A 21,114-nucleotide genomic window follows, 5' to 3' on the forward strand; every position below is an offset into this window, starting at 1 on the left:
AAAAAGCGGGATTCTAGGTAAGATTTTTGAGAAAGATTCTTGATTGTCCAAATTTTTTCAAATTCTTCGACGTTAGGTGTGTGGAGTGATGATAAATAAATTGCAACAAGTGGTGTTGATGGTAAGCACCTTGTTCGTATTGGGCATTAGGCCTGGGTTGGCACAAACGCAACAGCAGAAATCTGCGATCGCTAATATCCCTGGTACCCGCCAGATCGAACTTCCGCTCACTAGCGCCGAAATTTTAGTGCAGTCGTCAATATCAGAAGTTGTGCAAGTTACTGGAGTTAAAGCAAATCCCATCGATAAAGGTGTGGAGGTGATTTTACAGACAATTAAAGGCGAACAATTACAACTAGTAAATCGCAGTTCTGGCAATAACTTTGTTGTAGATGTTCCCAATGCTCAACTAAGGCTGCTTAGTGGCGATGGATTTACATTTCGTTCCCAAAAACCAATAGCGGGTATTACGCAGATAACGGTAACAAATTTTGATGCCAATACTATCCGGGTGACAGTGACAGGTGAGACAAGTGTGCCAACTGTCGAATTGTTTGACAGTCCCAATGAGGGTCTGATTTTCAGCGTAGTCAGTACTGCACAAACAGCGCAACAGCCGACGCAACCGCAAACACAACAACCGCAAAATCAGACACAGCCAGAACCATCAGCTAGTGGTGATCAGCCGATTGAGCTTGTGGTGACGGGTGAACAAGATAGATATCGCGCACAGGATGCGTCAACTGCAACCAAGACAGACACTCCTTTACGTGATATTCCGGCTTCGATTCAAGTTATTCCCCGCCAGATAATTGAAGACCGTGCTGTTACCCAAGTTTATCAAGCATTGGAAAATGTGAGTGGTGTCAACGCTTCTGCCTATCAAGGCGTTACCGATCAAATTAATATTCGTGGTTTTGGTACTGATAGCTATTTTAAAAATGGTAGCGCAAACCCTTTTCAATATGACCTGGTTACGACAGATAATTTAGAGCGGATTGAGGTATTAAAAGGGCCTGCGGGTGTTTTATTTGGACAAGGTTCTCCTGGTGGAATTGTCAACCTAGTCACGAAAAAGCCACTGAACGAACCTTACTACAACTTATCATTCTCGGCGGGTAGTTTCGGTTTGTATCGACCTTCCTTAGATATTTCTGGGCCGTTGAACGCAGATAAAACCCTTTTATATCGCTTTGTCGGCTCTTACGAGCAAACCCTCAGTTTCCGTGATGGAGTCAACCGCGAGAGTTATTTCTTTACGCCAACTGTGCAGTGGAACATTTCACCCGCGACAAAATTAACAGTGGAGTTTGAGTTTATCGATGCTGATACTTCGGTCGATCAAGGTATTCCCTCCATTGGTCGTGGAATTGCAGCGATTCCAACTTCGCGCTATTTCAGTGAAACCGATGGGATAAACGAACCTTTTGGTAAAAATAGTGTTCGCAAGTATAACTTAACTACCACATTAGATCATCAGTTGAACCAGAATTGGTCAGTTCGCAATACTTTCTTTGCTAAGTGGTTTAATCTCGGTCGCCTCTATCCAATATTCGCAGGTTTGAATGAAACAACGGGAGAGTTGACGCGTCGTACCTATGCTGCGGAAGGTCTTTACCGCAGTTATTTCAATAATTTAGATATCCTGGGTAACTTCAAGACTGGTTCGATAGAGCATAAGTTGTTAGCTGGGTTTGAGTATGGCAAGGAAATTAACACAGACTTGAAGTTTGCAGTTGGTGCAGGTGGTTCGTATCCATCGATTAATATCTTTAATCCCATTCGTTCTCCTGACAGATATTCTCTGGACACACTTCCTATTACCAATAACCGTGATGAAAACTATACAACTTATGGTTTTTACCTCCAAGACCAGATTGCTTTTACTGATAATTTGAAGTTATTGCTAGGTGGACGATTCGACAGTTTTCAACGAAATCAATTTAACCGATTGAATTCAACACCCACCGAAGCCAATTTCACTGCTTTCAATCCCAGAGTCGGGATTGTCTACCAACCCTCACAACCTGTATCGTTGTATGCCTCCTTTACAAAAGGTTTTGAGCCGAGTTTTGCCACATTAGAAAGTGGGGATATTCCACCACCACAACGGTCAACACAATATGAAGTGGGAACCAAACTAGACTTTGGCAAATTTGGTGGAACCCTAGCTTTCTACGACATTAAAAAGACTAATATTCCTACAGCCGATCCGAATAACTCAGCCTTCGATATTTTGACTGGAGAAGTGAAAAGCCGAGGGATTGAACTAGATGTATCAGGTGAAATTTTAGCAGGATTAAATGTGATTGCTGCCTATGGCTACAATAATGCTTTTGTTAGTAGCGACAATAGTACTCCTGTAGGAAATCGGTTTGATAATGCGCCCCGTCATACTGCCAGTTTATGGACAACTTATCAGCTTCAGAGAGGAGATTTAAAAGGCTTGGGATTTGGTTTAGGTGTTTATTATGTAGGCGATCGCGCTGGCGACCTTGCCAACTCCTACGAGATTCCTAGCTATCTTCGCTTCGATAGTTCAATTTTCTACCGACGGGAGAACTGGCGAGCGCAACTGAACTTCCGTAATTTGTTCGACACAGAATATTATCTTGGCTCACCAAATAGCGATCGCTTAGGTGTAATTCCTGGCGCACCTTTTAGTGTTGTGGGAACGATTTCGGTGCAGTTTTGATGAGCATCGTCACCAAGATCAGTCGATATGTGTGTATAGTATAACTAAACCGATGCTGACAGGAGATTTGAGGCGATCGCTCAAAAAATAAATATTTATACTTTCCTAACTTTGAATGTTCGATTAAGTCAGAGGAAACCAATTTAACCAAGCGTCCCAATTTTCTACAATTTGGGCAAATTCTGTATAACCTCCTGCTCTTGGATGAGCGCCATCATTAGCTCTTGCTTCATCTATCCAGATATTTGATTTTTCTAATATAGTAAAAACATCTAAATAAGGTACATCTATTTTTTTGCAAATTAAAGCTAAATGTTGAGCTAAATCGATGTTCCTCTGCCTTCTTTGACTATCTTTTTGTTCTGCATAGGGTGCAGGCCCAACCATCAAAACAGGATATAATTTTTGAGCAATACTTAAAATTTCACGGGCATTTTTGATAGAATCTGCCAAATCCACACGAGTTTTACCATTTTCTAATGTTGTATCATTCAATCCAAAAGAAAATACAACTCTGCCATCATATTCTTTGGGTAATCGCAGTGATACTTCCTGTAACCAACGCTTTGCTATATCAGTACTCGTATCACGTCTAATTCCTAAATTATAGTAAGTAATGTCAAAACCTTTTTTATTAGCATTTGTACATACTCTCCCTGTCCAACCAAGACATTCTTGATCGCCAGTACCATTAATAAAAGAGTCACCAACAAAGCAAATTCTTACTTCCGGCAGATGCTGTAATTCCATTTTTTATATTTTAAAAAAGCAGAGGTTTACACAAAGGAGCGTTGAGTTATTCTCTGCGTTTTCCTTTGCGTCCCTCTGCGTTTCAAAAAAAGCTAGGAAATAGGAGAGGCAGATAACTCCACCTCTCCTATTTGTAATCAACAAATTACTTAAAGCTTGCCAACTTTAGTATCTGTTGGGTTTGTGGACTATAAAGCTGAGAATTTGACACTGTTTGATGTTGTCAAAACCCACAACACGAATATAGTTGTTGGAATATTGAGAACGGCAAGATTGAACTTCGCTTAGTACTTCTTGAGTAGATTTAGCACCGAACAAAGGCAGCTTCCACATTGTCCAAAACAATTCTGTCGGTTCAGAGGTCTCGTTGAACTCAACCGCTGGAATATAACCTTGACTCAAGATGTACTGAATCTGCTTGGCAATTTGAGCATCAGAAAGAGGAGGAAGATAAGAAAGGGTTTCGTAACGACGCTCTTTTGAGAAAGTTTGCATAGCTGTTGATGATGGGTTGCGATTTTTTACTAGTAGATTTGACCGACTAACTTGATGAGTTATCCTTCGGCTCTGAGATTGCTTGCTGTTCTGATTCAGGGCCAGGGTTTGCTAAATTGAGTTGCGTGATCCGTTCTAAATGCTGGCGACGTTGTTCCATATTGGCTTGCTGAATGCCAGTGCGAACCATTTCCGGTAGGAATTCTGTAACTTCTTCGGCAATGTGTTCTCTAACAGTCATGATTCGCAACGCCAAATCTGGCTTCTGTTGGAGCAGTTGCTCAATGTATGCTTCTCCATCATGAATTTTATCGGCGGAAAAGTTATGCAGCCAAAGTTCCAAGGGAGGATTAGTTTCGCTCAGCTGTGCCAGTACTGTCTTCAGCGCCTGATATGTTAGGTAGCGTTGGAGAGTCTTGGCTGTGTCCTTCGCAATTTGCTTAAGATTCATGCTTGACCCCAGCCCATAGTGAAGTAAAAAGTCAAAAGTAAAAGAAGGAATGACTATTTTCTTTTACCTTTTACTTTTACCTTTTAACTTGACATCAAACAGTATCAACTGCCTTGAATTCAAACTTGATTTCCTTCCAAAGTTCGCAAGCAGCAGCCAGTTCAGGAGACCACTTAGCGGCTTCGCGGATAACGTCGTTACCTTCGCGAGCTAGATCGCGACCTTCGTTACGAGCTTGAACACAAGCTTCTAAGGCAACGCGGTTAGCGGCTGCACCAGGAGCGTTACCCCAGGGGTGACCGAGAGTACCACCACCAAATTGCAGCACGGAGTCATCACCAAAGATTTCTAATAGTGCGGGCATGTGCCATACGTGGATACCACCGGAAGCAACTGCCATTACACCAGGCATAGAAGCCCAGTCTTGGGTGAAGTAGATACCGCGAGACTTGTCTTGCTCAACATAGTTTTCGCGCAACAGGTCAACGAAGCCCATTGTGATACCACGTTCACCTTCTAATTTACCAACCACTGTACCGGTGTGGATGTGGTCGCCACCAGACATCCGTAGGGTTTTAGCCAAAACGCGGAAGTGGATACCGTGGTTCTTTTGACGGTCGATAACGGCGTGCATCGCACGGTGGATGTGCAGCAATATACCGTTGTCCCGACACCAACGAGCCAGTGTAGTGTTGGCGGTGAAACCTGCGGTGAGGTAGTCATGCATGATGATGGGCATCTTCAGTTCTTTAGCGTACTCAGCCCGTTGCAACATTTGTTCGCAGGTGGGGGCGGTAACGTTCAAGTAGTGACCTTTGATTTCACCAGTTTCTGCTTGAGATTTGTGGATAGCTTCAGCAACGAACAAGAAGCGATCGCGCCATCTTTGGAATGGTGCAGAGTTAATGTTTTCGTCGTCTTTGGTGAAGTCCAAACCACCGCGCAAGCACTCGTATACAGCGCGTCCGTAGTTCTTAGCAGACAGACCGAGCTTGGGTTTAATAGTACAACCCAACAAGGGACGACCGTATTTGTTTAATTTGTCGCGCTCAACTTGGATACCGTGGGGAGGGCCTTGAAAGGTTTTGAGGTAAGCTACAGGAATCCGTAAGTCTTCTAGACGCAGTGCCCGCAAGGCTTTAAAACCAAACACGTTACCTACAATCGAGGTCAACATGTTGGTTACGGAACCTTCTTCAAACAGATCCAGAGGATAGGCAATATAAGCAATAAATTGGTTTTCTTCGCCGCGAACTGGTTCGATATCGTAGCAACGACCTTTGTATCGATCTAAGTCGGTGAGTAAGTCTGTCCATACGGTTGTCCAAGTACCAGTAGAAGACTCAGCCGCTACCGCCGCCGCTGCTTCTTCATAGGGAACTCCAGGTTGGGGTGTAACCCGGAATGCCGCCAAAATATCTGTATCTTTTGGTGTGTAATCGGGTGTGTAATAAGTTAGTCTGTAATCTTGAACCCCGGCTTTATACCCAGATTTCGACTGAGTCCTCGTTTGAGCGTAAGACATATTTTATCCTTCCCTGAAATCACTCTTGTTAATTATCAAATCACGTTTTGTGCAACTTCCCCTCACCCCATTTTTTTCCTCTTCATCGGGTAAAAGAACGGGAAAAATTTTTGTTAAGGGTTGTTTTTGGCAAAGGGTAGTAGCTTTTTTTGCGGCGGACACTTTGGTAGCGGTGGTAGCCCTCCTCACCAGTGTTATACCCTTCTAGGGGTACACGACCTAGCACTTCTACTATTCCCTCTTCCTACAAATCAAAATTCTTTTTTACCTCTTCTTCGCACCTAACTAAACCTTCTCAATTTCACCAAAACTTCCGCTTTTTGCGGCTTGATTTAGATAATTTCCCTAAAAATCGGTGTATTCAGGGGATTGGGCTGGCACTCATTCCCGCCTCTACACTCCGTATATCTTCTCCGTTGATAGATAAAGATACCAGAAAATAATTTATTTGACACAGATTTAGCAGAGTCGTGAACGTAAAGATAAAAAATTGCACACCACGTAATTTGTAACTTATTCCACAATATATCAAGAATTCGATAAGTTATTCTTTGAAAGTTTTTAACTTATCTATTTAATTTTGTTATTACATAAAGATTTAAACTTTTTGTTAAAAAAGCTTTACAAAATGTCATCAATGGTACGTGGGTATGGTGCATAGGGCATAGGGCATGGGGGAGATAAGGAGCTGAAGGGAGAATTCCTAACTCAGCACTCCTAATGCCCAATGCCCAATACCCAATACCCAATGCCCAATACCCAATGTTTAAAAAATCCCAGCTAAGGGAACACTGAAATTAACCCAAAGCCAGTTTAGGTAAATGCTATGGGTACTGTCTTCAAAGGAAATGTCACCGTGGTATTGTTTTACAAGCGTACTAGTTTATTAATTACTTCTATCTTGCTGGGGTTGATAGCTTTGCCAAATATAGGATGGGCACAAAAAACCCCAGACATTAATTCATCCGATGTAACCCCCGCTTACCCACTTTCCCCACCGCCACCGCGAGTAGAACCTTTGCCTGATGAGCGGGGAGTTGAAGAAAATTCGCCAAAAACTGATTATCGTGTTGGTAACTTACTAGGAGATGTTACGGGTAATCTTTGGGTAGGTTCTTGGCGAGGATTATCGCGGATTGATCCTAAAACCGGCAAGATTATTTCTCGTGTGAGCTTACCAAATGTTGCCATTGGTGCTTTAGCCCAAGACAAAGTAGGACGTTTGTGGGTAGGAAGTTATGAGGGACTGGTTCGAGTTGACCCCCGCACTAACGAAATCACTGCACAAAATTTATTTTTACCTTCTAAACGCGTATTGTCACTGTTAGTTGACAAACGGGGTTATTTATGGACTGGAACCGATAGCGGTTTAGCTCTGATTAGTCCCGACCAAGGCTTGATTATGACAACATTAAAAAATCTGCCTGGTGTCAGCGCCAACGCCCTGACTTTAGATGCTGAAGGTCAACTGTGGGTTGGTACTCTTGATGGATTGGTGCGGGTAAATACTGCTAGTGCTGCGATTATGAAGCGAATAGCCGATTTACCAGGGACGACTGTACAAGCTTTAGCTATTAGTCCAGAAGGGTTAATTTGGGCGGGAATGCCAAATAATTTGCTAGTTATTAACCCAAAGACTGGTGCAGTGTTGCGGTCTGTAACTCGTCTGCGTGGGCGTGACGTGACAGCGGTACGTTTTGCAAAAGATGGTAGTGTCTGGGTCGGGACTAATAATGGTTTGTTACGATTAAATCCAAATACAGGAGCTGTATTAGACCCAGAAGTTGCTGGACTTCCTTCTAGTCGGGTTATTACCCTTGCACCTGACATCGGCAATAAATTATGGATTGGTACTAGTGAAGGTCTAGCTTGGTTAATGCCCAAAACGGACAGTGCAAAACCCCATATTGCTTTCAGCCGCGCCGTTAAATGATTAGTTAAGAGTTAGGAGTTATAAGTTAAAAATTTTTTAAATTCAAAACTCCTCACTCCTAACTCTTGGACAGACGCGATTAATCGCGTCTCTACTCTTAACTCAGCACTCACTACTTAGCACTCAGCACTCAAAAAATGGCAATCACTACCCAGCAATTAATTCAATGGAAACAACAGGGACGTTCAATTGTCGCGTTGACCGCCTGGGATTATGCGATCGCTCAACTCCTCGACGCAGCTGGTGTAGACTTAATCCTCGTAGGTGACTCTATGGCAGTAGTTCTTGGGTATGAAACAACACTGCCAATCACTTTGGATGAAATTATATATCACGCAAAATCTGTGCGCCGTGGGGTTAAACGGGCATTAGTAGTTGTAGATTTACCATTTCTGACGTATCAAGAAAGTCTTCAACAAGCGATGCACTCAGCTGGACGGGTACTAAAGGAAACGGGCGCTCAAGCGGTAAAATTAGAAGGTGGCTATCCAGCGATCGCCCAAACTATAGCTCGTTTAGTAGAAGCCGGAATCCCGGTCATGGGTCATGTGGGTTTGACACCGCAATCAATACATCAACTGGGTTTGCGACAACAAGGAAAGACTCAAGAAGCCAGTGAGAGGATTTTACAAGAAGCGATCGCTCTCGAACAAGCGGGTGTATTTTCTTTAGTGTTAGAGCATATCCCCGCAGATTTGGCAATGCAGATTTCACAAAAATTGACTATTCCCACAATTGGTATCGGTGCGGGAATTCACTGCGATGGACAAGTTTTAGTTACCTCAGATGTCCTTGGACTTGCCGAGAAGCATCCACCATTCGCTAAAGTTTACACAAATTTGCGCCAGACGATTACCAAAGCCGTGCAAGATTATGCAGGGGAAGTGCGAGAGCGAAAGTTTCCTTAGAAAAGTTAAACAAACAGGACTTACGCAATAACTCTCTAAAACTCTTATTTTTCTGCGTCCTTTGCATCCTTGGCGGTACCCTGCAAGGAAGCCACTGGCGCGTCTACGTTTTTTCATTATTTTGCGTAAGTCCTAAGAAATAAGGTGCTAATCCAATACAGTTCAGTTAAACATTTCTTTCTTCTCTTCCTTTGCGTTCTTTGCGCCTTTGCGGTAGCCTGCGGCAAGCCGCTCCGCAAAATAATTACTTTGATAAAGAATTAAGCCTTAACTGAACCGTATTGGGTGCTAATCGAGAACAAAAAAACCCCGACTTGATAGCCGAGGTAGATGGGAGAAGTCCAAATGTCGATGGAATATTGCAAAACCGAAGTCTGTTTTTCTTAGTTAACACCTAATGCAACCAAAACTATATAGGTAATAGACAAGGTGCAATTTTAGCTATGCAGCTTACTTTTGGGCTTTACTAAGCTATGTAAATAAATATAACAATAATATTACAAATGGTCAACTAGACTTGACAAACAAAAGCTGATATACATTATAAGAACTACCTATCAAAGCAGTACGAATCGGCAAATAAAAGGGGTTACTGGCTAAGATAGTCCAATGAAAACAAGAACCGATATTTTAGGGAGTAGAAAAACTAAGCGATTAGCTGTCTAATTTTGGATAAGTGGAATTAAGCCAAAGATTTGAGAAGCTAGCTACTAGATCGCCAAAGTCTTTACAATTCCTTTGTTGACTCAAAAAGTATTTCTCGACCTATGACAAATCAAGCTCCTATCCCGGTTATTGTCAACGGTGCTGCTGGCAAAATGGGCCGTGAAGTGATTAAGGCGGTGGCGCAAGCGCCTGACTTAAACCTCGTGGGTGCAATTGACTACAGTTTGGAACATCAAGATAAAGACGCTGGGGAGTTGGCAGGTTTAAGCGAACCTTTGGAAGTGCCGATTACCAATCAATTAGAACCGATGTTGGGGTATGTGGCTGGCGACAGACAGTCTCCTCCAGGGGTGATTGTAGACTTTACCCATCCCGATTCAGTTTATGACAATATTCGCAGTGCGATCGCTTACGGTATTCGTCCTGTAGTCGGCACCACTGGGTTAAGTCCAGAACAAATTCAAGACTTGGCAGATTTTGCCGACAAAGCTAGCACTGGTTGTCTAATTATTCCTAATTTTTCCATTGGGATGATACTGTTGCAGCAAGCCGCGATTGCAGCTTCTAAATATTTTGACCATGTGGAAATTATTGAACTGCATCACAACCAAAAAGCTGATGCTCCCAGCGGTACTGCCATTCAAACAGCGCAGTTATTAGGAGAGTTGGGTAAAACTTTTAACCCTGCTCTTGTAGAAGAAACGGAGAAATTACCAGGAGCGAGGGGCAGTATCGCAGATGAAGGGATTAGAATTCATAGCGTCCGCTTGCCGGGATTGATTGCCCATCAGGAAGTGATTTTTGGCGCAGCAGGGCAGATTTATACTTTACGACATGATACGAGCGATCGCGCTTGTTATATGCCAGGAGTGCTACTAGCGATTCGCAAAGTCTTAACGCTAAAGTCGTTAGTATATGGATTAGAAAAGATACTTTAAAAATTTAAATACACTATTGGGCATTCATTACTTAGGACTCATGTTAGTACCACTGACTCGCCAGAAATTTGAACAAGTTGTCCCCCTAATTGCCACTGGTTTGCAGTACAAGTACTACTGGGGGAAGTTCTCAAATTTTTTGCAACGGCTATTAATTTCTGTAGTTGCGGTAGTTGTTATTTTGCTTGTAACAATTATTTTCAAGCTTGAGTTTGCTTCAATAGTATTTGTGTTCGGGGTAATTGGCGCTTTTTTTTGGTTGTGGTATCCAGTGTTTCAAGCAAGTATGCGGAATTTACAATGCCGCCGTTACAAGTACGGCGGCTTTTTCCGTGGTCGAGTCCTAGATTGGTGGATTACAGACCAATTGATGGGTAAAACCGAAACAGTCAACAACAAAGGCGAATTGGTGATTGTAGAAAATCGAGAAAAACAGATAAATTTAGAGATAGGTGATAATACAGGATTTAGCATTGAGTTTGTAGCACCATTGCGTCCTGCCCACAAAGTTATTACTCGCGGTCAAATTGCAGAAATGGTAGTGATGTCAAATCGCCCAGATTTGAGCAGCATTGAAGAATTTAGCGATATATACTTTCCTAATCGTGACCTGTGGGTTAGCGATTATCCTTATCTGCGGCGGGATTTCTTTAACGAAGTCGGTCGCCGCTTGCGTGAAGACCAACAACAAAAGCCGCGTCGGCAGCGTCGTAGAGTAGAAGATTGAAGAGGTAATTAGTAGACGACCTACACCTTGCATCTACGCAGGGTGGAAGTCATTTAATAATTACGAGCCGAATATCGCAAATATCTCGGCAGTTTGCTCTCAACTGCAAAACTTCTCAATGGTCGTCCAAGAGGTTCGAGCATTTAGATTTGGGATAAATCTCTCCTGCCTTGTTACTAACGAGAGCATCCCACTTTAATGAGTTTTCCTTGCAAACGATAAGTCACTGCCCCACAGGCAATACCTGCCGACTCAGATTCTACATAAGACCGTGTAGGCGGATTTTGTTTATCTAAGCGTGATTTCCAATCGCCAGATACTTTTTTGAGAGTAGGATACTTGTTTAAAAATTGTGAGTCTGCAACAATATCGTGAGGCCCCTTAACATTTATTTTAGAACTATTGATGTAGATATTATAATCATAAATAACATTTTTATTTTTAGTCTTATTATTAATATTTTTCCCAGGAAAAGCGTAGAGAATGTTCCTGAGAATTTTGACGTCAGATGACGTATGAGCAAATATTTGTCCGCCATTAAGTTCTGGAGTCTGATTGTTTAAAACAGCTGTGTTATTTACAATATCTACATGTTCGCTTAAAAATGCATGAATACCCGATCCACCATTATTAAATGCAAGATTGTTTTTAACTAAAGTATATCCTTTATATGCATCTAATTTTGAGTTATTGCGATCATTTCTAGAACTATCAATAATAATGCCATTACCGTCTGTAATCCTTCCAACTGCAATCCAAGGGATATACATCCGATTGTTGTAGGTTTTGTTGTTAGTAACAAGCATCTTGTATCCCCGTTTGTTGTCAGAATTCCAATTGTTCAACATCGAAATGCCACTGCAACCATAAACGCTGTACCAGGCATTATCGAACACTTCGTTATTATCTATTGTCACGTAGTCTGATTCAATCGCAGAAATGCCTGCTCCTCCACACCCGTGTACCTTGTTATTGACAATATTTATATGATGACTACGACCATCTTTTCGACCATCTACATTAATACAGTTTCCATTCGTTAGCGGGTTTTGTTTATTAGTTTTCTGACTCATCGCATAATCAAGGGTTATGTTGGCATTGTTTCCTATCACCTCCAACCCATTTATCTCAATATATGATGCTCCCTTGTTAATCAAAATTCCATGCCATCCATTATGTTGAATTTTCGGCCGATGTCCAGGATATGCTTTATACTTAATCCATGCATTTGCTGTTCCAGAGCGAGTAATAGATACTACATCCCCACCTGGTTTTGCATTCCTGTACACTCCGTTCATAATCAATACTGTATCGCCAGGGTTAGTCAGATTTGCTGCCCTTTGAATTGTTTTAAAGGCGGATGAACTAGAGAGTCCGCTATTTTTGTCATTTCCAGTACCACTAACATAGTATGTTTTCGGAGTTGCCCTACTGCTGATTAGCTGATGGCTAGATAGGGTAATTTGTTTGTTAGTGAATATCTGAGGAATGTTTTCAACTAAATATCCTTTTATTCTTTCTCGCTCAACCAAAAGACCTACTAATACCACGGGAATTGCAAGATATGCGCTTAACCTGAAACCTCGAATTACCACAACAAAAGGCTCCTTTATAGGCACTACTTAACAAAAATATAATATCAGGATATGTCAGTCCTTTTAAATACTATTTGGCATCAAGGGTATGATAGAGCCGACTTTTCTAGTTCCCCCGATTTCTATCTTGTCCATAGGCTTGCCAAGCTAAGTCTACCAATCCATCAACGATCGCAGCTGCTACAACTGCATTACCTTTGCGACTCTCAATAGTAATGTGAGGCACTAGAAAGTCTTGTAAACGCTTCTTAGCTTCATCAATATTTACAAATCTCACTGGAGTTGCGATTATTAAAGCAGGTCTAATTTCCTCAGCTTCAATTAAATCCACGAGTGCAGTCAGTGCAGTTTGCGCTTGACCCACTACAAAAATGCCCTCTGGATAACGTTTTGCTAAAGTTTCTATTCCCCATGCTGCGCGAGTTTTTTCTTTTTGAGGGCGTGTTAGAGCTTCCATACTGCAATACACCGGATTCGCAAAGGTGTTTTGAATGTCGTAGGCAATACCCACTTGTACCATCGGCACATCTACCACAATCGTGGTACGTGCGGCTAGTGCTGCTGCTCCAGCTTGCAAGGCACGCTCAGAAAAGCGAATCAAAGACTTATACTCAAAGTCAGCCGTGGCGTAGATTACCCGACGCACAATCTCATACTCTGCGGGTGAAAAGACATGATCACCAATTTCACTATCAATGATTGCTAAACTTTGAGCATCAGTTACGTGCCATTCCATTTTTGTCGAGCTTCTCAAATATTAGCTTTCAGCTTATCAGCTTCAGAGAGTTAGGAGTTAAGAGTTAATTAAAAACTACTGACTCCTAACTACTCACTCATAACTCATTACTCGAAGAAGTTCGACTGAAAATAGGAGATAGGTAGGCAACCAAGACGCCAATGATAAACCCAGAGATATTGCGAACTAAAGGCAACCAGTCGCTTGTGCGTGTCACAACTGGCCCAATGCCGAAGGCAATAAACAAGATTCCCCACAAAGGTGAGAAAATTAAAGCCCATTGCCAAGCAAAAACTTGTCCTTTCTGGCGGGGTTGAGCTGCAAATCCACAAATAACCCCACCAATAACTGAGGTGATCAAGGTGAGAATCCACTGCTCTCGTGGTAGTCCGGGGACAACATTGCAACCCCCTTTAAGCAAACAGCCTTTAACCGATTCTAAGGCTTGCAGAATGGCTTGGTCTTCACCTTCTTCTCGGACAAAGTACAAATTACCGAAACGGGTTTGTAGTTCTATCCAGAAAGTCCGGGGTAAAAGTTTATAAACAGCATCACCGACGCTAAAACTGAGGATGTTACCGCCACGAGAATCAGCAACGAGCAGAATGCTTTTGTCATCCAAACCCCAATATTTTATAACCGCGCGACCTGGGGTGCGGTCATACTGGGTTAAGACTCGCAATTTCCAGCCTGTGTCAGCTTCAAACTGCTCTAAATCTTTGACAAGCTTTTCTTCTTGCAGCACAGGCAGAGATTTAGCTAGATCTACAACTGGAGTAAAGGTGTCAGGAAGTAACTCAGGATTGTCATAAGCCAGTGCTGGGGGAGAATGCATCACCCAAATTGACCCAGCCAGGAAAAATATTGCAATAGATACTAGAATTCGTCGCCAAAAACAAAATTGCATGAACGTTTTTATACAATATATCAACGGTAAAAGCGAACAAGTTGTTTTAAAAGAGTACTAGAAAAATCATAGTCCTTTACACTTGTTTACTTTATTTTAATCTAGGGGATCAAAGCAAAGCGTTTTTGAGTATTGGGCATGGGGCATTGGGGCATTGGGCAGGAAACGTAGATTGGGTTAAGCGTTAGCGTAGCCTCCCGTAGGGAAGCGCAACCCAACAAAACAAAGTAAATGTTGGGTTGAGGAACAAAACCCAACCTAAAATTAAGTCTAATTTGGGGTTTGAAAACACGCTCTAGGGAATAGGAAAGAGTTTTCAAATACCAATGCCCAATGCCCAATGCCCAATGCCCTAATTCAATCTTCGTCATCAAAATTGTTTTCCCAGCTAGCAGCATCGTTGTAACCGTCATTAGCGTGGTATACTTCTGCTTTGATTCGGCGATTTTCTTGCCTGAGCACTTCTCGTTCTCGCAACGTTAGTGGTGGTTTTTCATTACTTGGCAAGCGATCGCTGGTTCGCCTTACGGGTTTTTGGCGCGTGAAGTTTTTCCAAGCAGCTTTCGCGCCAATAATGATGCTGCGTGTACCTACTTGCAGATTTTGAGCCTGAATTCTTGCAGTATCAAGACTTTGATCGACTTGTTTCACAACCTGACTAGCACTTTTTACGCCTTCGCTGACATCATCAGTTAAGTCAGTGATTTCTAAGCCAGTCACGCGGATAGCTTCTAGAGTGGGTGGTAACTCCCGTGAGAGAGTATCAAATAATTTTTCTGCACTGCGAGCCGCGCGTGCTAACTCCTGCAAAGCCGGTATTGCCGCCACTAAAACCGCAGTCAAGCTTGTGGCAACTAAAAGTAAGGAAAGTCCCAACCAAAACAGGGGTTCAATCACGGTTGTGTCATTTATGAGCGTTCTAATTGTTGGGAAAGTGAATCTGAGTTTTCAACAGATGTTTGTCGCTTCAAGACTTGACTTTCTCGCTGACTGGCATCTACACCTGCTGCGATCGCTTCCCGTAATCTATCTAAAGTGTCATCCCAATTTCGTAATGCGCTAGCAGAGAGACGATCTGCCTGAATTTGCACACTCATTGATAAATCTTCTGCCAATTCTGGGATAGCATTGGCAGATTTTTTCAAAATTTTACGCGTTTCGCGCCCTGTGCGTGGAGCCACGAGTAAACCGGTTAAAGCACCGATGGTAGCTCCTAGCATCAAACCGCCAAAAAATACTCCAGAACGGTTATTAGACATCTTATTGTTTCTCTCCTTACACCCATTTTAAGTGGGTTTTCTCTCCTTGCAAGACTCAACTGATTTTATTGAGTTAATCTATGGTGACAAAATATCACCCAGAAATGTTGCTTTTATTAATTAATATCAAAACTATTAATTACTTGTAATTCAAAGCTACCTGTATCTCTCAAAGTTTTGATACCTCCGTAAGTCTTCTGGCGGACGTTTCTTTGTGTTATGTCTTGCTCCCGTTCCGTATCTGGTATGGCTACTTTGTTTAAGATTAGGTTATGGAAAGGGGAAGGGATGCCTGCGGCGGGCTATGCCTACGCCACAAGCCAATGCAACCTGTGGGATCTTACTACAGACTTCTCTCTATGCACCCCCGTCAGCCCTAATCATAAATATTCATTTGAACCTGAGATAACTCATTTTGCAGCTGTTCTTTTCACAGATATTAACTCTAGCTTCAGAAAATAACGCTGCCAGATTTGCCGCCCTAGCAAAAGTAGACTGATAATTTGCCGCACTTGTTGAATTTGTATTTGTAGCGCTTGATTTTTCTGCCGTAAGTTATAAATATTCTGTTGGTTGAGATAAATATTTTCGGGTGCTTTATTCAGGGCTGCATTAGTACAACTTTCATAGGCGGTTAACCTATCTGCTATGTATGCTAGCTGCTGCTTAAGTTGCCACACCCGCCAAGCCACATAGATTAGTATCAGTGAAATCAGGGTGTTAATTATGACAACTAAAATTACCATTGTTTATCTTGACCAATATTAGCTTTGAGGAATTGTTCTATATACTTGATTTGGCTCTTATTTAATAATGAAAAAACTAGAGGATAAAATTTATGGCACAAAGTACATCTGGATTCTGGCAATAAAAAGTAGTTAGATGATGCTCTAAGCGCTATTGAAAGGCTTTACTAGGTGAAAATTAGTAGTAACAAAGGCTGATGGCTAAAAAATCGCCAATTTGCCAATTTTGCAACAACGATATATCCACACCTCGCAAAACCACAGCTACAATTGCCTTAGATTCACAACTCGGTTTGCGAAATCAACCCGTATGCTCGATAAGCCCGATCATTACTACCTGCCACTCCTTAACCCGATCATTCTAGTCAATTTGCGACTTTGTGGGATATAAGCACAATGGTATAGACCCTTCAACAGATGGTAAGAGAACTACACTACTTTTGGAGACTCCCCAGCATTGCCTTTATATATTGTGCTCTTAGCTCTACTAGTTTTCCAGCCTGTCGTGTGCAGTTAATAAATATTTTGCCTGTAAAAACCTCACTAGTGCAGTACGGCGTAAATAAACCACCCCTTCGGGTTCGGCAGTTCCTCATGGGGGGAACCCCCAAGACCGGACTGCCTCACCATTCAAAACCAATGAAATGCTTACGCTGTATTAATTTTGAATTTTGAATTTTGAATTGGTATAACCTTTACTCTTTTCTTTGCCAAAGGCTTCTCCGTCAGCCCTTAACCTCTTCCCTAATGAAAACTTTCCCCTAGTATTTTACTAATACTTTACCAATAATGATTATCTTTTTTTATACATCCAGTAGGAGTTGAGGATGTCAAAAAAATCACCATTGAATAATTTCTTCCCAGCTATTTTTGTTGCCTTGACGATTGGATTTGTTGGGTGTGGAAATCAAGCTGTAAGAACTACATTCACTCAGACTAGCACCCAGGTAAATGAGAATCTTCCCCATGTTGTAGCGACTACAAGTGTACTGTGTGACTTAACCAGGCAGGTTGCCGGAAATACAGTTAACCTCACCTGCTTGATTTCCCCTACTGCCGACCCCCAATTTTATAAACCAAAATCGGAAGATCGTAAAGCCATTGAGCAAGCTAATCTTATTCTTTATAATGGTTACAATTTTGAACCAAATCTGATCAAGTTAATTAAAGCAACTAAAAACCGTGCACCGAAAATAGGTGTTGCTCAACTGGCAGTGCCTAAGCCACAAAAATTTCAGGTAGATGGTAAGAATGTAAGCGATCCTCATGTTTGGCACAATACCAAAAATGCTATCAGAATGGTGGAGGTAATTAATAGTAATTTGAGAAAATTACAGTTTAGTGATGCAGATGCTTATACCAATAATACTAAAAAAATTACAAATGAACTTACTCAACTAGATAGCTGGATTAAGTCAAGAATTGCCAGTATTCCTACCAAAGAACGTAAGTTAGTTACAACTTCTGATGCACTAAGTTATTATACTAAAGCATACCGTGTTTCATTGGCAGGAGGATTGCAAAGTATTAGTACTAACGAAAAACTGACAGATGAACAAGTGAAAAATTTGGCTACAAACATTAAACGGGCTAAAGTGTCAACAATTTTTGCAGAAGTGGAAATTAATTCTAATCTAATTCAATCTGTAGCCAGAGAAGCTCAAGTGAATATTTTTGATAGAAAGTTATACGCTGAGGGACTTGGTGAACCAGGAAGTGAGGCGGATACTTATCAGAAAATGATGATTACCAATACACGCACAATTGTGGAAGGATTAGGAGGCACGTATTTGATGTTTGAAGCGAAAGCTACTAGGTAGCCATAACATCAATTCAAGAATCCTAAAAACCAGGTTTTTTAAGATTGCAGAAAACTTGGTTTATTAGTCTATTTTTAGAAGACAGAATTGGTGTTTTAAATATTAAGGGAGATGGGTAAAAGAAATTGTGTTATTTAGATTTATCAAGTGTCCACCATACTAATGCTTTTTTTTGCATCTCTTTGATGAATCCATCTTTCCCATCCATATATCCGATGATATCGTTAGAATATTGTTTCGCTAACTTACGTTTTAATTCACTATATTTTTGTGCATCTTCGGGATGTGCAATCATATAATCCCGAAATGCTAAGTGTCGTTCTACTTCCGGTGATATGGCTGTGAAGGTGTGGATATGATGCGTTCTTGCACCTGTTTCATTCTCTTTACGAAAGAAACGACGACCTGGTATGCCAAACTCGCCCATTACTTCATAACCTAACGCTTCCATACCCAAACTACAATCATCTACTTTAGCGATATTTTCAACTTCAACCAACAAATCAATAATGGGTTTTGCATAGATATGTGGAATTGCTGTGCTGCCAATATGGTGAATAGCAACTATATTTTCACCTAGTGTAAGCGCAACATGCTTTGATTCATCGTCGAATTTACCGCGCCATGTTGGATTATGTGGTACTACTTCTACTTTCATCAGAATTTAGAAACAACATTCTTGAATTTGAATTCAAAATTTAAAATTCAAAATTGATTCACCATCCCCAAGTACCAGGAGTGCCTTTAAATGGCCCAACAATATCACTGGTTATCCAACCACCGTAGAAATTACCTGGTTGTGGTTGCACCTCTTCGCCATTGACATAGCATTTATCCATTAAATGAGCATAAAAAGCTACATAGTCCTTCATAGATTCAAAGGCTGGTGTGGGTTTGGGATAGAACCAGGCAGCATTGTGGACTTCTTTATCACCAACTCGGATTGTGTAGTAACCAGCACTTCCCTTCCACTCACAAAAGCTAGATTGCGGAGTCATGTGTAGATATTCCATTTTGATATCCGCTGGGGGAATGTAGTAAGAAGGAGGATGACTAGTTTCTAAAACACGTTTGGCGCTGTGAGTATCTACAATTACTACTTTGTTAAAGATTATTTGGATATGTTTGGTTGTGTCCTCCAAAAGAGGAGGACGGGGATAATCCCAAACTGATTCTTGTCCAAGAGCGGGTTCGATGCGTTGAAAATTAACCATCATCAAGAGTGTGAGTGCTGAGAGAGGAAAAAGTACTCAGTACTGATGTACTTAGTGAAGCAGCAACTCTCCTTGTGGAGTCACTGCCATCTTTTAACTCAACCTTCTTCATCGTACCTGTTTAAGAGCATCAACTTGCTTGGTAAACAACTCAGTGAATAAACTAAGCACAGTCCGTTCTTCGCGCACTTTTATATTGGCACTGATGGACATACCTGATTGCAAGTTAACTTTTTTACCCTTAATGAATAGGGATTGCTTATCTAATGCGACTTTTGCCGGAAATCTGTAAAACTGATGGGTTTGGTCTGGTGGTAATGCGTCTGATCCTATTTCAAGAACTTCCCCCTTAATATCGCCAAACTCGCTGTAAGGAAAGGAGTCAATTCTGACATCTGCCTTCATACCTTTTCGCACAAATCCAATATCTTTGTTAGTGATGAAAACTTCAGCAATATAGTTTTCCTTGGGGACGATTTGCAACATTTTTGTCGTTGGAGTTGCAACAAATCCAGGATTTTTTGCTTGCAAATCGAAAACTGTTCCAGCTACAGGTGCGCGGAGTTCTTGATATTTAACGTTTAACTGTGATTGAGATATTTTACTATTGACATCTGCCAAACGCTGCTCATTATCCAGCACATCTTTCATAAATTGGCTATCGATTGTAGCAATCTGCTGTTTGTTCTGAGCTATCTTATCCAAAATGTTTTTATTAGAAACAGCGACTGTATTGCTTAAATCCTGTTGTCCTTTTTCTATATCAAACTGGAGGCGTTTCAGTTCTTCACCTAGTTGTGCTACTTCCGCCGCGCGGTTTTGTACTTCTTGTTGCTGATTGAGATACTGAAGTTGAGAAATACCACCTTCTTCTGCTAATATCTTCAGCTTATCTAATACCCGCTGTTGAATAGCTAAACTTGATTTACTATCTGCCAGTTTAATTTGATTTTGAGTAAATTGTTTTTTGGTTTTTTCTACTTCTAATCGCGCTGCTGAGGAGCGAGAGTCTAATTCTTGTTTAGCCACTCGTAGAAGTTGTTGTTCATCAATTCCTACTCCAGAATCTTGACCAGAGTTTTTTAATTGAGTGCGGAATAATTCATTTTCTGCTACTAATGCTGCTCGACTTTTTAGCAAAAAAGCAGTTTCTTGGGGCAAATTACCCTGTAAATATAACAATTCTGAGCCAGTGGCAGTACTTGCATTCATCAATCGGCGATAAATCTGGTTTTCTTTAAGTAATGCAAGGCGAATTTTATTCAAATTATTTAATTCGGCAACAGAGGCTATGGAATCAAAAGTTACCAATAATTGACCTGGTTTTACTTCTTGTCCATCTTTAACATTAACTGTTTTCACCACTCCACTAACAGGAGCCTGAACTTCTTTGACTGTTCCTTGCGGTTTTAATTGCCCTGTTGCTGGCACTACTTGCTCAATTTTTGCAAAATAAGTCCAACCAATTGCAAAACAAGCTAGCCCCATGAGTGTAACCATGATTGTACGCGACCAAATTGGAGATTGGCGCAAGACAATGGATTGCTCAAACTCCTTAGTGTTTGAGTTAGTGAAAGACTCTTGAATAGCTTTCTGTTGTTTTGTCAGTACCCGTGAATCTTGCTTCACTCCATTTTTATGATTTCCGTTTTTATGATTGCCGTTGAGATGATTCCCATTAAGTTGAGTCATAGCGATTTTGGATTTTGGATTTTGACTTTTTTGTAAGGTGGGCAATGTTTCCCGATG

General features: G+C 41.4%; 20 protein-coding genes. 6 read left to right on the top strand and 14 right to left on the bottom strand.

Annotated elements, in window-relative coordinates:
* The first annotated feature begins 88 nt into the window (after positions 1-88).
* Positions 89-2,695, top strand: a complete 2,607-nt coding sequence (locus V7K56_RS12445; protein ID WP_334910824.1) for a TonB-dependent siderophore receptor — start codon at positions 89-91, stop codon at positions 2,693-2,695.
* 123 nt (positions 2,696-2,818) lie between these two features.
* Here V7K56_RS12445 and V7K56_RS12450 read toward each other — a convergent pair whose 3' ends face one another.
* From V7K56_RS12450 to V7K56_RS12465, 4 genes are all read right to left on the bottom strand, one after another.
* Complete coding sequence (locus V7K56_RS12450) at positions 2,819-3,445, bottom strand: GDSL-type esterase/lipase family protein (RefSeq protein WP_334910826.1); 627 nt, start codon at positions 3,443-3,445, stop codon at positions 2,819-2,821.
* 165 nt (positions 3,446-3,610) lie between these two features.
* Positions 3,611-3,940, bottom strand: a complete 330-nt coding sequence (locus V7K56_RS12455) for a ribulose bisphosphate carboxylase small subunit (protein WP_334910828.1) — start codon at positions 3,938-3,940, stop codon at positions 3,611-3,613.
* A 46-nt stretch (positions 3,941-3,986) separates the two neighbouring features.
* Positions 3,987-4,391, bottom strand: a complete 405-nt coding sequence (gene rcbX / locus V7K56_RS12460; protein WP_334910830.1) for a RuBisCO chaperone RbcX — start codon at positions 4,389-4,391, stop codon at positions 3,987-3,989.
* Positions 4,392-4,485: 94 nt separating this feature from the next.
* On the bottom strand, positions 4,486-5,916 hold the full coding sequence (locus V7K56_RS12465; protein WP_334910832.1) for a form I ribulose bisphosphate carboxylase large subunit: 1,431 nt from the start codon (positions 5,914-5,916) through the stop codon (positions 4,486-4,488).
* An 826-nt stretch (positions 5,917-6,742) separates the two neighbouring features.
* Between V7K56_RS12465 and V7K56_RS12470 the strand changes: the two genes are divergently transcribed.
* From V7K56_RS12470 to V7K56_RS12485, 4 genes are all read left to right on the top strand, one after another.
* Entirely contained in the window at positions 6,743-7,849 is a 1,107-nt protein-coding gene (locus V7K56_RS12470) for a ligand-binding sensor domain-containing protein (protein ID WP_334910834.1), read from the top strand.
* 137 nt (positions 7,850-7,986) lie between these two features.
* A complete protein-coding gene (gene panB / locus V7K56_RS12475) occupies positions 7,987-8,757 on the top strand; it encodes a 3-methyl-2-oxobutanoate hydroxymethyltransferase (protein WP_334910836.1) in 771 nt (256 codons plus the stop codon).
* A gap of 767 nt (positions 8,758-9,524) precedes the next feature.
* Positions 9,525-10,361 (top strand): 4-hydroxy-tetrahydrodipicolinate reductase, encoded by an 837-nt coding sequence (dapB, locus tag V7K56_RS12480; RefSeq protein ID WP_334910837.1) that lies wholly within the window; start codon positions 9,525-9,527, stop codon positions 10,359-10,361.
* Positions 10,362-10,401: 40 nt separating this feature from the next.
* The gene (locus V7K56_RS12485) at positions 10,402-11,088 is read left to right on the top strand and encodes a phosphate ABC transporter permease (RefSeq protein WP_334910839.1); all 687 of its coding nucleotides are present in this window, start codon (positions 10,402-10,404) and stop codon (positions 11,086-11,088) included.
* Positions 11,089-11,264: 176 nt separating this feature from the next.
* Here V7K56_RS12485 and V7K56_RS12490 read toward each other — a convergent pair whose 3' ends face one another.
* The 7 genes from V7K56_RS12490 to V7K56_RS12520 form a co-directional block, all read right to left on the bottom strand.
* Positions 11,265-12,683 carry a right-handed parallel beta-helix repeat-containing protein gene (locus V7K56_RS12490; protein WP_334910841.1) on the bottom strand — a complete coding sequence of 473 codons (1,419 nt, stop codon included), beginning with the start codon at positions 12,681-12,683 and terminating at the stop codon, positions 11,265-11,267.
* A gap of 106 nt (positions 12,684-12,789) precedes the next feature.
* Positions 12,790-13,419: a precorrin-8X methylmutase gene (locus V7K56_RS12495; RefSeq protein ID WP_334910843.1), complete on the bottom strand. Its 630-nt coding sequence runs from the start codon at positions 13,417-13,419 to the stop codon at positions 12,790-12,792.
* Positions 13,420-13,516: 97 nt separating this feature from the next.
* Positions 13,517-14,326 carry a TPM domain-containing protein gene (locus tag V7K56_RS12500; protein WP_334910845.1) on the bottom strand — a complete coding sequence of 270 codons (810 nt, stop codon included), beginning with the start codon at positions 14,324-14,326 and terminating at the stop codon, positions 13,517-13,519.
* A 101-nt stretch (positions 14,327-14,427) separates the two neighbouring features.
* Positions 14,428-14,697 carry a hypothetical protein gene (locus V7K56_RS12505; protein WP_334910846.1) on the bottom strand — a complete coding sequence of 90 codons (270 nt, stop codon included), beginning with the start codon at positions 14,695-14,697 and terminating at the stop codon, positions 14,428-14,430.
* Complete coding sequence (locus tag V7K56_RS12510) at positions 14,684-15,223, bottom strand: DUF948 domain-containing protein (protein WP_334910848.1); 540 nt, start codon at positions 15,221-15,223, stop codon at positions 14,684-14,686. Before V7K56_RS12510 ends, V7K56_RS12505 begins: the two co-directional genes overlap by 14 nt.
* 11 nt (positions 15,224-15,234) lie before the next feature.
* Positions 15,235-15,585 (bottom strand): YtxH domain-containing protein, encoded by a 351-nt coding sequence (locus V7K56_RS12515; protein WP_334910850.1) that lies wholly within the window; start codon positions 15,583-15,585, stop codon positions 15,235-15,237.
* Positions 15,586-15,995: 410 nt separating this feature from the next.
* Positions 15,996-16,331 (bottom strand): hypothetical protein, encoded by a 336-nt coding sequence (locus V7K56_RS12520; protein WP_334910851.1) that lies wholly within the window; start codon positions 16,329-16,331, stop codon positions 15,996-15,998.
* Between the two features lie 827 nt (positions 16,332-17,158).
* On the opposite strand from V7K56_RS12520, the gene V7K56_RS12525 reads away from it, so the two are divergent.
* Positions 17,159-18,151 (top strand): metal ABC transporter solute-binding protein, Zn/Mn family, encoded by a 993-nt coding sequence (locus tag V7K56_RS12525; protein WP_334910853.1) that lies wholly within the window; start codon positions 17,159-17,161, stop codon positions 18,149-18,151.
* Between the two features lie 130 nt (positions 18,152-18,281).
* Here the strand turns inward: V7K56_RS12525 and V7K56_RS12530 are convergent, their stop codons facing one another.
* From V7K56_RS12530 to V7K56_RS12540, 3 genes are all read right to left on the bottom strand, one after another.
* A complete protein-coding gene (locus tag V7K56_RS12530) occupies positions 18,282-18,809 on the bottom strand; it encodes a GrpB family protein (RefSeq protein ID WP_334910855.1) in 528 nt (175 codons plus the stop codon).
* Positions 18,810-18,867: 58 nt separating this feature from the next.
* On the bottom strand, positions 18,868-19,365 hold the full coding sequence (locus V7K56_RS12535; RefSeq protein WP_334910917.1) for a DUF427 domain-containing protein: 498 nt from the start codon (positions 19,363-19,365) through the stop codon (positions 18,868-18,870).
* 108 nt (positions 19,366-19,473) lie between these two features.
* The gene (locus V7K56_RS12540; RefSeq protein ID WP_334910857.1) at positions 19,474-21,057 is read right to left on the bottom strand and encodes an HlyD family efflux transporter periplasmic adaptor subunit; all 1,584 of its coding nucleotides are present in this window, start codon (positions 21,055-21,057) and stop codon (positions 19,474-19,476) included.
* Between the last annotated feature and the right edge of the window lie 57 nt (positions 21,058-21,114).

The sequence above is a fragment of the Nostoc sp. genome, from assembly GCF_036917535.1.
GTDB lineage: Bacteria > Cyanobacteriota > Cyanobacteriia > Cyanobacteriales > Nostocaceae > Nostoc.